We start from the raw sequence: 11,888 nt of genomic DNA, 5'->3' as shown, positions 1-11,888 counted from the left end.
CTGTGGTGAGGGGGCGGGGCCGCGACCAGACGGCCGCTCCGGATTCATCGGTCCCGGATATCCGTGGGACGTAGGCGACCTAGCCCACGGGGTAATTACGTCTCCGCTGCCCACGGGGGTACTGAAGCCCATCGGAAAAGCGACGCTCAGCAGGAGACGGACATGGACCTGGACAACACCTCGCACCCCGGTCGGACGAGCCCCGAGGAGCTGGTTCCGTCGCGCTACGCGCTGCGGATCGGCGAGATCGACGTGCTGGTGGTCAGCGACGGCGTGCTGCCGCTGCCGACCGCGATGCTGGCCCACAACATCGACCCGGCCGTCCGGGCGGCCTGGCTGAAGGACATGTTCCTGCCGCCGGACGCGTTCGACTGGGCGCTGAACGTGGTCGTGGTGAAGAGCGGCGACCGGACCATCCTGGTCGACGCCGGGCTGGGGCTGGACCCGGCCTTGAACCTGCCGCGGGCCGGGCAGCTGATCAAGCGGCTGGAAGCCGCCGGCATCGATCTTGGGTCGGTGACCGACCTGGTGCTGACCCACATGCATATGGACCATGTCGGCGGGCTGCTGGTCGACGGGGTGAAGGAGCAGCTGCGCCCGGACCTGCGGATCCATGTGGCGGCCGCCGAGGTCGAGTTCTGGGGCGCGCCCGATTTCTCCCACGTCTCCATGCCGCCGGGATTCCCGGACGCGCTCCGCTCGGCCGCCAAGCACTTCATGAAGGAATATGGCGACCATCTGCGGACGTTCGACGAGACGCACGAGGTGGCGCCGGGGGTGGTCGTCCATCGCACCGGCGGCCACACCCCCGGGCACAGCGTGGTCCGCGTGGCGTCCGGCGGCGACCGGCTGACCTTCGCCGGGGACCTCGTCTTCGCGGTCGGGTTCGAGCACCCCGACTGGTACAACGGCTTCGAGCACGACCCCGAGGAGGCGGCCCGCGTGCGGACCCGTCTGCTGCGGGAGCTGGCGGGGACCGGCGAGCTGCTGGTGGCCACCCACCTGCCGTTCCCGTCCGTCGGCCGGGTGGCGGCCGCCGGCGACGCCTTCCGTTGGGTGCCGGTGTTCTGGGACTACTGACCGCCGGCTGGTCGCCTCTCCTCCCCGGACCCGACCCGGGGAGGAGAGGCGACGCGAACGCCCGGTCTTCCCGTGCCCGCCCGGCACCCGGGCTTGCTTGTCGATCCGACGAACTTCCTGTCATCATCCCCGGCAACGAAAACACGAGCTCGGGGGGAGACGATGAAGCTTCATGTCCTGGCGCTGGGCCTGATCGCGGCCGGCCTTCTGTCGTCTGGCGAGATCCAGGCCCAGACCAAGGTCAAGGTCGGGGTGATGAACGACCGCTCCGGCGTCTATGCCGACATCACCGGCGAGGGCTCGGTGGTGGCGGCGCGGATGGCGGCGGAGGATTTCGCCGCGGTCGACAAGGGGCTGACGGTCGAGATCGTCTCGGCCGACCACCAGAACAAGCCGGACATCGGCTCGAACATCGCCCGGCAATGGTACGACCGCGACGGCGTCGATGCGATCCTCGACGTGCCGACCTCCTCGGTCGCGTTGGCGGTCAACCAGATCACCCGCGACAAGAACAAGATCTTCCTCAATTCCGGCGCCGGCACCTCGGACCTGACCGGGGCGCAATGCTCGCCCAACACCGTGCACTGGACCTACGACACCTGGGCCCTGGCCCACGGCACCGCCAGCGCGCTGATCGCGCAGGGCGACGACACCTGGTTCTTCATCACCGCCGACTATGCCTTCGGCCATGCGCTGGAGCGCGACGCCAGCGCCCTGGTCAAGGCCCAGGGCGGCACCGTCGCCGGCTCGGTCCGCCACCCGTTCCCGGGGCAGGATTTCGCCTCGTTCCTGCTGCAGGCCCAGGCCTCGGGCGCCAAGGTGGTGGCCTTGGCCAATGCCGGCGGCGACACCATCAACGCGATCAAGCAGGCGTCGGAGTTCGGCCTGCAGGCCGGCGGGCAGAAGCTGGCCGGCCTCCTGACCACGATCCGGGACGTCAAGACGCTGGGCCCGGCGGCGCAGGGGCTGCTGCTGACCGAAAGCTTCTACTGGGACATGAATGACGGCACCCGCGCCTTCTCCAAGCGCTTCGCCGAGCGCATGGGCGGCCAGATGCCCAGCATGATCCAGGCCGGCGTCTATGCCAGCCTGACCCACTACCTGAAGGCGGTGGCGGCGACCAAGGGCAAGGACCCGGCGGCGGTGATGGCCTGGATGAAGGCCAACCCCAGCGACGACCCGCTGTTCGGCCGGGGCCGGATCCGCGCCGATGGCCGCCACATCCACCCGATGTACCTGTTCCAGGCCAAGGCGCCGGGCAAGGGCGACTGGGACCTGTACACGCTGCGCGCCACCATCCCGGCCGACCAGGCCTTCCGCCCCGAGGCCGAGGGAGGCTGCCCGCTGGTGAAGAGCTGAATCTTGCCCTCCGAGCAAGATTCCGATTGCCGGACGGCGAGGCGGGCCGCGATGCTCCGCTTCGCTTCCGTCGAGGATCCCCGTGATGATCGTCAGCCCCACCGGCCTGGCCGGCCTTGCCCTGATCGCGCTCGGCATGGTCTGCACCCCCGGGCCGAACATGGTCTACCTGCTGTCGCGCTCGATCCTGCAGGGCCGGGTGGCCGGGGCGATCTCGCTGGCCGGGGTGGTGCTGGGCCTGCTCTGCTACATGCTGGCCTCCGCCATCGGCCTCACCGCGCTGATGCTGGCGGTGCCGCTGGCCTATGAGGCGGTGAAGCTGGCGGGCGCCGGCTACCTGCTGTGGATGGCCTGGAACTCGGTGCGGCCCGGCGCCGGGTCGCCGCTGCGGCCGCGGCGCGACCTCAAGCCCGACCGGCCGCGCAAGCTGTTCGCCATGGGCTTCCTGACCGCGCTTCTGAACCCGAAGATCGCGATCTTCTACGTCTCGCTGCTGCCGCAGTTCATCGACCCCGACCGTGGCCATGTGCTGGCGCAGAGCGTGGTGCTGGGCGCCACCCAGGTGGCGATCAGCTTCACCGTCAACCTCATGATCGTGCTGGCGGCCGGCGGCATCTCCGCCTGGTTCGCGGCGCGGCCGACCTGGCTGCAGGTGCAGCGCTGGGTGATGGGCAGCCTGCTCGCCGGCTTCGCCGTGCGGCTGGCCTTCGACAAGCGCCCGGTCTGACCGCCAGCGCTTGCGCCGAAGCTTCGCTATAGTGCCGCCCCGACCCGACAGCCGGATCCAGACAGCATGGCGGCCGATTCCAACAGCACACCGGGCACCACCGCGGGGATCGCCGCCGCCGCGCTGATGGCGGTCGGCTCGATGACCCTGGTCCAGTTCGGCGCCGCCGTGGCCAAGCCGACGCTGGACAGCTTCGGCCCGCTGGGCACGACCTGGCTGCGGCTGGCCTGGGCGGCCGTGCTGCTGGTCGTCATCACCCGGCCGAAGGTTCTCTCCTACAGCCGGGCGCAGTGGCGCGGCGCGATCCTGCTGGGCGCGGCGATGGCCGGCATGACGCTGTGCTACTTCCAGGCCGTGATCCGCATCCCGCTGGGCCTGGCCACGGCGATCGAGTTCCTCGGGCCGCTCGGCGTCGCCGCCTTCGGCATGCGCCGCGCCTGGCACGCCGTCTGGCCGGTGCTGGCCCTGGTCGGGGTGGTGCTGCTGGTGCATGACGGGTCGGCCTGGACGGTCGACCCGGTCGGGGCCGGCTTCGCCCTCGGCGCCGGCCTGGGCTGGGCGATCTACATCGTGCTGATGAAGCGGGTCGGCCAGGCCTTCGCGGGGCTGCAGGGGCTGACCATGTCGATCGCGGTCGCCGCGGTTGTGGCCACGCCCTGGGGGCTGGCGGAGAATGGTGGCCACATCCCGCCGGCGGTGCTGGGCATCACCATCGGCCTCGCCATCCTGGTGCCGCTCTTGCCCTATGCGCTGGAGATGATGGCGCTGCGGCGGATGCCGACCCGGGCCTTCGGCATCCTGATGAGCGCGGAGCCGGCGCTGGGCACGCTGATCGGCTTCGTCGTGCTCGGCCAGGCGCTCAGCCCCGCCCAGCTCGCCGGCATCGCCCTGGTCGTGATCGCCAGCCTGGGCGCCGTGGCGGGGGAATAGGACGCCGTCAGCTCAGGGCCAGCGTCGCGCGACGTGCAGGACACGGAGGATGCGCACGACGTCACCCTCGATCTCGTACACCAGCATGTAGTTCGAATGGGCGACGGCTTCACGCGTGCCCAGGACGCGTCCGGGCCGGCCGAGGTAAGGAAAGCTGGCAAGGCGTGCCGCGAGGTCTTGGAATCTCTGGTCGAGATTGGCCGCCGCACGCGGATTGTCCGCTTCGATATGGCTATGGATGTCCAGACGATCGACCCGCGCGGAGCGAGTCCATTCCAGCTTCACTCGCGTGAGCCGATCTTGCGCAGCGACGCCTTCCGGCGTTCCGCGAACTCAGCCTCGACCTCCTCGCCCGAGACCACACGGCCAGCGCGTGCATCGGCGATGCCCTCGGCCACCTTGCGTCGGAACCAGGCGTCATACTCGGCCGCCTCCGACTGGCTTCTGACGAAATCCCGCATGAAGTCCCGAAGCAACTGAGACGTCGTGCGATCAGCTGCCTTCGCAGCCTCGACAAAGGCCGTCTTCAGCTCGTCGTCCACCCGCACAACGACAGTCGAGTCCGCCATCTGATCTCTCCAGCGTATTGGCTCTGTATATACGCTGTATCGATGCCGATCGGTAGACCTACCCCGCCCACGCCGGCTTCAGCATCGGGTACAGGGCGCGGAAGCGCTGGTGCTTGGCGGCATAGCGTTCGGCCAGCGCCGTGTCGGGCTCGACCACGCGGGCGGTCTGGGGCCGGGTGCAGACGGCCTCCGGTGCCTCGCCTGTCGCGGCCAGTCGGCCGAGGCGGGCGGCGCCGAAGGCCGGGCCCAGCTCGCCGCCGGCCGGGTAGTGCAGCGGCCGGTTCAGCGCCGCCGCCAGGATCCGACCCCAGAACTGGGATCGGGCGCCGCCGCCGATCACCGACACTTCGCCGATCGCAGTCCCGGCCGCGGTCAGCGCCGCCTGGCCGTCGGCGAAGGCGAAGGCCACGCCCTCCAGCAGGGCGCGGACCAGTTGCGGCCGGCCGGTGGCATGGGTCAGGCCGAGGAAGACGCCGGTCGCCGTCGGGTCGTTGTGCGGCGTGCGCTCGCCGGACAGATAGGGCAGGAACAAGAGCTCGCCGATATCCGGATCGGCGGCCTCGGCCTCGGCCAGCAGCTCCGGCTCGGTGCCACCCAGCAGGCGGGCCAGCCAGGACAGGGCCGAGGCGGCGCTGAGAATCACCGACATGCGGTGCCAGGTGCCCGGCAGGCAGTGGCAGAAGGCATGGACGGCCTCGGCCGGGTTCGGCGCGAAGCCGGCATCGGCGACGAACAGCACGCCCGAGGTGCCGAGCGACAGGAAGGCGTCGCCCGGGCGGATCACCCCGACCCCGGCGGCCCCCGCGGCGTTGTCGCCCGCCCCGCCGGCCACCACCGCATCGGCCGGCACACCCCAGGCGGCGGCGACCTCCGGCCGCAGCGTGCCGGTGGCCTGGCTGCCCTCGAACAGCTCGGGCATGGCCGACGGCTTCAGGCCGGTGGCCGCCAACATCGCCTCGGACCAGCGCCGGGCGCCGACATCGAGCCACAGCGTGCCGGCGGCGTCCGACATCTCCGACGCCGCGGCGCCGGTCATGCGCAGGCGCAGATAGTCCTTCGGCAGCAGCACCCGACGGGTGCGGGCGAAGGCGTCGGGCTCATGCGCCGCCACCCACAGCAGCTTCGGCGCGGTGAAGCCGGGCATGGCCAGGTTGCCGGTGATGGCGCGGGACCGCGGCTCGCGCCGCTCCAGCTCGGCGCATTCGGCGGCGGCGCGGCCGTCATTCCACAGGATCGCCGGGCGGATCGGCCGGTCGGCCCCGTCCAGCAGCGTGGCGCCGTGCATCTGGCCGGACAGGCCGATGCCGCGGACGCCGGACAGCGCCTGGGCGTGCCGGGCCTTGAGCGCGACCACCGCCTGGTCGGTGGCGCGCCACCACTCCTCGGGGTCCTGCTCGCTCCACAGCGGATGCGGGCGCGAGACGGAGAGCGGCACCGCCTCCTGGTCGACCACGCGCTGGTCGCTATCGACCAGCACCACCTTGACCCCCGAGGTCCCGAGATCGATGCCGAGAAACATGCCCGTCCTCCCGATTGCGGCCCCAAGCTACGGAACCCGCCGGCCGGAGGCAACGCGCGAGGCCCGGCCCCGTGTTGCAGCGGTAGCCGATTTCTCTGATCCCGACTGGCCAGCGGCCGCGCGGGGGCTTATTCCAGGGGCATCATGGATGCGCGCGCCCTCTGGATCCTCAAGCCGGGCCAGGCCCGGATCGGCACCGAGACCCTGCCCGAGCCGGGGCCCGAGGAGGTGCGGGTGCGGGCCCGCTTCGGCGCCCTCAGCCGGGGCACCGAGGCGCTGGTGTTCCAGGGCAAGGTGCCGCGCAGCCAGCACCAGGCGATGCGGGCGCCGTTCCAGGCCGGCGTGTTCCCCGGGCCGGTGAAGTACGGCTACATCAATGTCGGCCGGGTCGAGGCCGGGCCGGAGGACCTGCACGGCCGCGACGTGTTCTGCCTGTTCCCGCACCAGACCGCCTATGTCGTGCCGGCGGCGGCGGTGACGCCGCTGCCCGAGGGCCTGCCGCCGGAGCGGGCGGTGCTGGCCGCGAATATGGAGACGGCGCTGAACGTCGTCTGGGATTCGGCGGCGCGGCCGGGCGATCGGATCGCCGTGGTCGGCGCCGGAATCGTCGGCTGCCTCGTCGCCCGGCTGGCCGGGCGGATCCCCGGCTGCACGGTGACGCTGGTCGACACCGATCCCGGCCGGGCCGATGTCGCCGCGGCGCTCGGGGTCGGCTTCGCCGCGCCGCTGGACGCGCCGGGCGACCAGGATCTGGTGATCCATGCCAGCGGCCATCCCAAGGGCGCGGTGACCGCGCTCGGCCTCGCCGGGGTCGAGGCGACGGTGGTCGAGGCCAGCTGGTACGGCGACACGCCGGTGCTGCTGCCGCTCGGCGAGGCCTTCCATTCCCGGCGCCTGACATTGCGCTCCTCCCAGGTCGGGATGGTGGCGACGGCGCAGCGGCCGCGCTGGGACTATGCCCGGCGCATGAGGAAGGCGCTGGAACTGCTGCAGGACCCGGCGCTGGACGTGCTGTTCAGCGGCGACTGCGAGTTCGACGAATTGCCCGAGGTGCTGGCCCGGCTGGCGGCCGACCCCGCCGGCGCGCTGTGCCAGCGCATCCGTTACCCGGAGGACTAGGCATGTACACGGTTTCGGTCCGCGACCATTTCATGATCGCCCACAGCTTCCGCGGCGCGGTGTTCGGCCCGGCGCAGAAGCTGCACGGCGCCACCTATGTCGTCGACCTGGCCTTCCGCCGGGCCGAGCTGGATGCCGACGGCATCGTCGTCGACATCGGCCTGGCCTCCGACGCGCTGAAGGCGGTGATGGCCGAGCTGAACTACCGCAACCTGGACGACGAGGCCGCCTTCGCCGGGCGCAACACCACGACCGAGGTGCTGGCTCGCACCATCTTCGACCGCATTGCCGCGCGGACCGCGGCGGGCGAGCTAGGGGCCGGCGCCTCGGCGATCGAGAGCCTGGCCGTGACCCTGCACGAATCGCATGTCGCCTGGGCCTCCTATGAGGGCCGGCTGGCGCGATGACCATCGCTTTCCTGCTGCCGGGCGATCCCGAGTCGCGCACCGGCGGCTATATCTACGACAAGCGCATCGTCGAGGGGTTGCGAGCGCTCGGCCGGCCGGTGACGCTGCGCCGGCTGGGCGACGGCTTTCCCTTTCCCGGCCGGGCCGAAATCGTGGAGGCCACCGCGGTGCTGCGGGGCCTGCCCGACAATGCCCTGGCCGTGGTCGACGGGCTGGCCTTCAGCGTGCTGCCGCAGCAGATGGCGGCCGAGGCGGCGCGGCTGCGGCTGGTGGCGCTGATCCACCATCCGCTGGCCTTCGAGAACGGGCTGAGCCCGGCGCAGCGCCAGGCGCTGGAGGAGAGCGAACGGCAGGCGCTGGCGGCGGCGCGGCGGGTGATCGTCACCAGCCCCGGCACCGCCCGCGACCTGCAGGGCTACGGTGTCGCGGCCGGGCGCATCGGCGTGGTGCTGCCGGGCACCGACCCGACTCCGCCGGCCCAGGGCTCGGGCGAGGCGGCGCCGGTGCTGCTCTGCGTCGCCACGCTGACGCCGCGCAAGGGCTATCTCGACCTCGTCGCCGCGCTGCAGCGCCTGGCCGGGCTGCCCTGGCGGCTCGACTGCGCCGGCAGCCTGGAGCGCGATGCGGAGCATGCCCGGGCGGTGCTGGCCGCGGTGGAGCGCGCCGACCTGTCCGACCGCATCCGCTTCCTCGGCGAGATCGACGAGGCGACGCTGCTGCGCCACTACGACCGGTCCGACCTGTTCGTGCTGCCGTCGCATCACGAGGGCTACGGCATGGCCCTGGCCGAAGCCTCGGCGCGCGGCCTGCCGATCGTCAGCACCACCGGCGGCGCGATCCCGGACACCGTGCCGCCCGACGCCGGGATCCTGGTGCCGCCGGGCGATATCGACGCGCTGACCGCGGCGCTGCACGGCCTGCTGACCGATCCGGGCGCCCGGCTGCGGCTGCGCGAGGCCGGCCTGGCGGCGCGCGCCCGGCTGCCCGGCTGGCCGGCCCAGGCCGCCGCCTTCGCGCATGAGCTGGATCTGGTGGGGTAGGGGCGGGACGAATTCACGTCCCATCGCGGTAAGGAGTGAGTTTTGCCTCTCCCGCAAGCGAGACCTTTTCGCAATGGTGGTGAGTGGTGGTTTGGCAGAGGAGATGCCGGAAGAAGGGCGGTATGGGCCAGGGTTGGTCCGGGCCGGAGCGGCCAAAGCCGGCCGGTGCCGGGCGCCAGGCCCCCGGGCTCAGGCGGGTTTGGTTTTGGGCGGGGTCATCAGCACGACCAGGCGTTTGAGGTTGAGGGCGGTGCACAGCAGCGCCAGATGGGCGGTGTTGCGGGCGACACCGTAGTAGCGGACCCGGGTCCAGCCGCAGAGCCGCTTGAGCTGGGCGAAGACCTGCTCGACCGGGGCCCGATGCCGACCGATGGCCCTGTTGTGCTGGATCTGGCGGGGCGTGAGCGGATGGTGCTTGTTGGGCCGGTGCATCATCCGGTCCTTGATGCCAAGCTCCCGCAACTTCTCCCGGCGCTTGTGGGTGGTGTAGGCCTCGTCGGCATAGACCGCCGCCTCGTCGCCGCAGATCAGGTCGTCGGCCTCGACCGTGTCGTTGACATTGGCCGGGATCAGGCGTTGCCGCCGGATGATGCCCGAGCCCCGGTCGACCCCGACATGGGCCTTGTAGCCGAAACTGCGGCGTCCATTCTTCTTGGTCCAGGCCGCCTCGGGATCGACCGGGCTGCGCACCAGCTTGCTCGGCGGCCGGGCCGGAACCGGCGCCGGACCTTCGGCCGCCTCCGTCGGGGACGCCTCCTCGGCGGCCTCCGCCGGGCTCTCTTCCTCTATCTTCATCTTCGGCTTCGGCGGGCGCTTCACCGCCGCCTCCACCAGGCTGGCGTCGATCAGCGTGCCGCGCCGCAGGATCAGCTTCCGCTCGTCGATCTGCCGATTGACCTCCTCGAACACCCGCTCCGCCAGACCATGCCGCCGCAGCCCCTCGCGGAACCGGTGGATGGTCACATGGTCCGGTGTCTTGTCGTCCAGCGCGAAGCCGCAGAACCGCCGGAAGCTCAGACGGTCGGCCAAGGCCGCCTCCAGCCCGGGATCCGACAGCCCGTGCCATTGCTGCAGAAACAGCGCCTTCAGCAGCACCAGCGCCGGATAGCCCGGCGCCCCCCGCCGCAACGGATCCAGCGGCGATACCAGCTCCGCCAGCGCTGCCCAATCGATCAACTCGGCCAGATGATCCAGCGTCGCGTTCTGCCCCACACCCGACACCAGGCTGTCCGCCAGGCTCAATTGACCAAGCTCCCGCCACGCCATGCTCTCCACCCTCTCCCTCGGCTCGATAAACCGAATCACGAAACCTCCCATTCTGAAAAGGTCTCGCTTGCGGGAGAGGTCGGAGACGCGAAGCGGCTCCGGGTGAGGGGAGTTTGTCGAGCTCGGGGCCAGCCCTCACCCGGTCTCGCTGCGCGAGCCCGACCTCTCCCGCCAGGCGGGAGAGGCAACGCGAGAAGACGCTCGACACCTCGTCGGATCCCGATGTGGCCGGACGCAACCGATCCCGCTTTACGTGGGCCGGGATGTCCCCCGCAAGTCGAAGTCGAACAGCACGTCGCCGCCCATCGCATAGGTGCGGCAGGGCGGCCGCAGGGCCTGGTCGAGATGGGCGATCTCCGGCAGCCGCAGGCCGCACTTGCCGGAGCCGATGATGATCGGCGCCACTGCGACATGCAGCCGATCCAGCACCCCGGCGGCGAGAAAGCGCGACACCGTGGTGCCGCCGCCCTCGATCAGCACCCGGCGCAGCCCGCGCGCCGCCAGTGCCGCCAGCACCGCGGCGGGGCAGGGGTCGTCGAGTCCGATGACCTCGGCCGCGCCGGCCGGGCGGTCGGCGCGGTCGGCGGCGCAGAGCAGCAGCGTCGGCGCCGCGCCGTCGGTGAACAGGCCGCGGCGGTCGTCGAGCCGGCGGCCGGGATCGAGCACCACCCGCACCGGGTTCGGCCCGTCGACGCGGCGCGTGGTCAGCCGCGGGTCGTCATGGGCGACGGTGCCGGCGCCGACCAGCACGGCGTCGGCGAGCGCCCGCAGCCGGTGCAGATGGTCGAGGTTGCAGGGGCCGGTGACGAATTGCGACTGGCCGCAGCCGGTGGCGATGTGGCCGTCGATGCTCTGGCCGAGATGGGCCAGGGCGAAGCGGCCCTCGGCCTCGGCAAAGGGCCGCAGCAGCGCGATCCGGTCGCGCGCCGCGGCGTCGGCAGGCAGTGGCGCCGCCGGCCGGCCGGCGCGGCGGTCGAGCAGCCAGATCCAGGCGGTGTCCATCATGCCTCGGCCCGCGCATAGATGTCGCCGGAGCGGTCCCCCGGCGATCGAGTCAACAGCCAGGCCCGCAATTCGTGCCCGCTGCGCCAGTTCGGCCACAGAAAGCGCCCGGTTTCGCCGATCGAGACCTGGAACCGATACCGGCCCAGCGCCTCGATCCGGTCGAGCGCGGCGAGGGTCGCCGGCGGCGCCGCTGGCACATATTCGATCGACAGGAGGGGCAGGGGGCGTGATAGCCCGGCCAGCACCTCGGCCTCGAAGCCTTCGACATCGATCTTGCAGAAGGCGGGGGTGCCAAAGCGGGCGATCAGCGCGTCCAGCGTCGTCACCGGCACCTCGGCCTGCCGGTCCCAGCGGATCGAGGCGAAGCCGTCGACCCGCGACACCGCCTCGATCCAGTCTGGCGACAGGCTGGCGACCGTCGGGGTGCGGCTGCTGAGATGGAGCACGGCGGTGCCGGGGGCGGCGCCGACCGCGCTCTCGACCAGGGTGATGCCGAGGCGGCCGCGGAAGCTGTGGCGCAGCAGCCGGGCGAGATCGGGCTGCGGCTCGATCGCCACCACCCGGGCGCCGAGATCCGCCCAGCACAGGCTGCGGTTGCCGACATGGGCGCCGATGTCGAAGCACAGATCGCCGGGCCGGATCAGGGTCGAGAAGAAGCGCCGGAAACGGGCGGAGCGTCCCGGGATGCCGCGATAGATGACAAGAGAGCGGGCGATGCCGGCGGCGCGGGTGATGGCGGTTACCCCCATTTCCCACCCCCCTTACGCCCTGCGTCGTCTTGCGGCGAGTCGGATGAGGGGGCGGGACACGAAGAGCGTATCGGACCATACGGTCGAGTGGCCCGCCCCCGCAGGCGGCCGCCGCAAG

Annotated in this window: 13 protein-coding genes; 7 read left to right on the top strand and 6 right to left on the bottom strand. The window is 71.6% G+C overall.

Translation table 11 applies throughout. The annotated features are described in order from the left end of the window. The first annotated feature begins 162 nt into the window (after positions 1 to 162). The 4 genes from FFK22_RS38930 to FFK22_RS38915 all read left to right on the top strand — a co-directional run bounded on the left by FFK22_RS38930 (position 163) and on the right by FFK22_RS38915 (position 4,096). A complete protein-coding gene (locus tag FFK22_RS38930; protein ID WP_138893113.1) occupies positions 163 to 1,080 on the top strand; it encodes an MBL fold metallo-hydrolase in 918 nt (305 codons plus the stop codon). 162 nt (positions 1,081 to 1,242) lie between these two features. Then, positions 1,243 to 2,439, top strand: coding sequence for an ABC transporter substrate-binding protein (locus FFK22_RS38925; RefSeq protein ID WP_138893112.1), 1,197 nt, complete (start codon positions 1,243 to 1,245; stop codon positions 2,437 to 2,439). Between the two features lie 85 nt (positions 2,440 to 2,524). Continuing rightward, on the top strand, positions 2,525 to 3,166 hold the full coding sequence (locus tag FFK22_RS38920) for a LysE family translocator (RefSeq protein WP_138893111.1): 642 nt from the start codon (positions 2,525 to 2,527) through the stop codon (positions 3,164 to 3,166). A gap of 66 nt (positions 3,167 to 3,232) precedes the next feature. Further along, positions 3,233 to 4,096: a DMT family transporter gene (locus FFK22_RS38915; protein WP_138893110.1), complete on the top strand. Its 864-nt coding sequence runs from the start codon at positions 3,233 to 3,235 to the stop codon at positions 4,094 to 4,096. 12 nt (positions 4,097 to 4,108) lie between these two features. On the opposite strand, the gene FFK22_RS38910 is transcribed toward FFK22_RS38915, so the two are convergent. Genes FFK22_RS38910 through xylB form a run of 3 tightly spaced genes read right to left on the bottom strand, consistent with a single transcriptional unit; the run spans position 4,109 to position 6,184 of the window. Beyond that, entirely contained in the window at positions 4,109 to 4,381 is a 273-nt protein-coding gene (locus FFK22_RS38910; RefSeq protein WP_138893109.1) for a type II toxin-antitoxin system RelE/ParE family toxin, read from the bottom strand. Further along, positions 4,378 to 4,665 (bottom strand): CopG family ribbon-helix-helix protein, encoded by a 288-nt coding sequence (locus tag FFK22_RS38905; protein WP_138893108.1) that lies wholly within the window; start codon positions 4,663 to 4,665, stop codon positions 4,378 to 4,380. The genes FFK22_RS38910 and FFK22_RS38905 overlap by 4 nt, the downstream gene beginning before the upstream one ends. A 58-nt stretch (positions 4,666 to 4,723) precedes the next feature. Continuing rightward, on the bottom strand, positions 4,724 to 6,184 hold the full coding sequence (xylB, locus tag FFK22_RS38900) for a xylulokinase (protein WP_138893107.1): 1,461 nt from the start codon (positions 6,182 to 6,184) through the stop codon (positions 4,724 to 4,726). A gap of 144 nt (positions 6,185 to 6,328) precedes the next feature. Between xylB and FFK22_RS38895 the strand changes: the two genes are divergently transcribed. The 3 genes from FFK22_RS38895 to FFK22_RS38885 are packed head-to-tail and all read left to right on the top strand — an operon-like array spanning position 6,329 to position 8,750. Beyond that, on the top strand, positions 6,329 to 7,303 hold the full coding sequence (locus FFK22_RS38895; protein WP_138893106.1) for a zinc-binding alcohol dehydrogenase: 975 nt from the start codon (positions 6,329 to 6,331) through the stop codon (positions 7,301 to 7,303). Between the two features lie 2 nt (positions 7,304 to 7,305). Continuing rightward, positions 7,306 to 7,710 (top strand): 6-carboxytetrahydropterin synthase, encoded by a 405-nt coding sequence (locus tag FFK22_RS38890; protein WP_138893105.1) that lies wholly within the window; start codon positions 7,306 to 7,308, stop codon positions 7,708 to 7,710. Then, positions 7,707 to 8,750, top strand: coding sequence for a glycosyltransferase family 4 protein (locus FFK22_RS38885; RefSeq protein WP_138893104.1), 1,044 nt, complete (start codon positions 7,707 to 7,709; stop codon positions 8,748 to 8,750). The genes FFK22_RS38890 and FFK22_RS38885 overlap by 4 nt, the downstream gene beginning before the upstream one ends. A gap of 189 nt (positions 8,751 to 8,939) precedes the next feature. Here FFK22_RS38885 and FFK22_RS38880 read toward each other — a convergent pair whose 3' ends face one another. The 3 genes from FFK22_RS38880 to FFK22_RS38870 all read right to left on the bottom strand — a co-directional run bounded on the left by FFK22_RS38880 (position 8,940) and on the right by FFK22_RS38870 (position 11,770). Continuing rightward, positions 8,940 to 9,992, bottom strand: a complete 1,053-nt coding sequence (locus tag FFK22_RS38880; RefSeq protein WP_221939199.1) for an IS5 family transposase — start codon at positions 9,990 to 9,992, stop codon at positions 8,940 to 8,942. Positions 9,993 to 10,265: 273 nt separating this feature from the next. After that, positions 10,266 to 11,021, bottom strand: a complete 756-nt coding sequence (locus tag FFK22_RS38875) for a RibD family protein (RefSeq protein WP_138893671.1) — start codon at positions 11,019 to 11,021, stop codon at positions 10,266 to 10,268. Then, positions 11,018 to 11,770 (bottom strand): FkbM family methyltransferase, encoded by a 753-nt coding sequence (locus FFK22_RS38870; protein WP_138893672.1) that lies wholly within the window; start codon positions 11,768 to 11,770, stop codon positions 11,018 to 11,020. Before FFK22_RS38870 ends, FFK22_RS38875 begins: the two co-directional genes overlap by 4 nt. Positions 11,771 to 11,888 lie beyond the last annotated feature (118 nt).

It is taken from the genome of Mycobacterium sp. KBS0706, assembly GCF_005938675.2.
Lineage (GTDB): Bacteria > Pseudomonadota > Alphaproteobacteria > DSM-16000 > Inquilinaceae > Inquilinus.
Note: the sequence above shows the minus strand (reverse complement) of the source record. Positions and strands in the feature narration are given on the sequence as shown.

Bases quoted from the DNA above. Each gene is read 5' to 3' on its own strand.
- FFK22_RS38920 (WP_138893111.1), top strand. From the start codon at position 2,525: ATGATCGTCAGCCCCACCGGCCTGGCCGGCCTTGCCCTGATCGCGCTC.
- FFK22_RS38925 (WP_138893112.1), top strand. From the start codon at position 1,243: ATGAAGCTTCATGTCCTGGCGCTGGGCCTGATCGCGGCCGGCCTTCTG.
- FFK22_RS38930 (WP_138893113.1), top strand. From the start codon at position 163: ATGGACCTGGACAACACCTCGCACCCCGGTCGGACGAGCCCCGAGGAG.
- xylB (WP_138893107.1), bottom strand. From the start codon at position 6,184: ATGTTTCTCGGCATCGATCTCGGGACCTCGGGGGTCAAGGTGGTGCTG.
- FFK22_RS38885 (WP_138893104.1), top strand. From the start codon at position 7,707: ATGACCATCGCTTTCCTGCTGCCGGGCGATCCCGAGTCGCGCACCGGC.
- FFK22_RS38905 (WP_138893108.1), bottom strand. From the start codon at position 4,665: ATGGCGGACTCGACTGTCGTTGTGCGGGTGGACGACGAGCTGAAGACG.
- FFK22_RS38915 (WP_138893110.1), top strand. From the start codon at position 3,233: ATGGCGGCCGATTCCAACAGCACACCGGGCACCACCGCGGGGATCGCC.
- FFK22_RS38875 (WP_138893671.1), bottom strand. From the start codon at position 11,021: ATGATGGACACCGCCTGGATCTGGCTGCTCGACCGCCGCGCCGGCCGG.
- FFK22_RS38895 (WP_138893106.1), top strand. From the start codon at position 6,329: ATGGATGCGCGCGCCCTCTGGATCCTCAAGCCGGGCCAGGCCCGGATC.
- FFK22_RS38890 (WP_138893105.1), top strand. From the start codon at position 7,306: ATGTACACGGTTTCGGTCCGCGACCATTTCATGATCGCCCACAGCTTC.
- FFK22_RS38870 (WP_138893672.1), bottom strand. From the start codon at position 11,770: ATGGGGGTAACCGCCATCACCCGCGCCGCCGGCATCGCCCGCTCTCTT.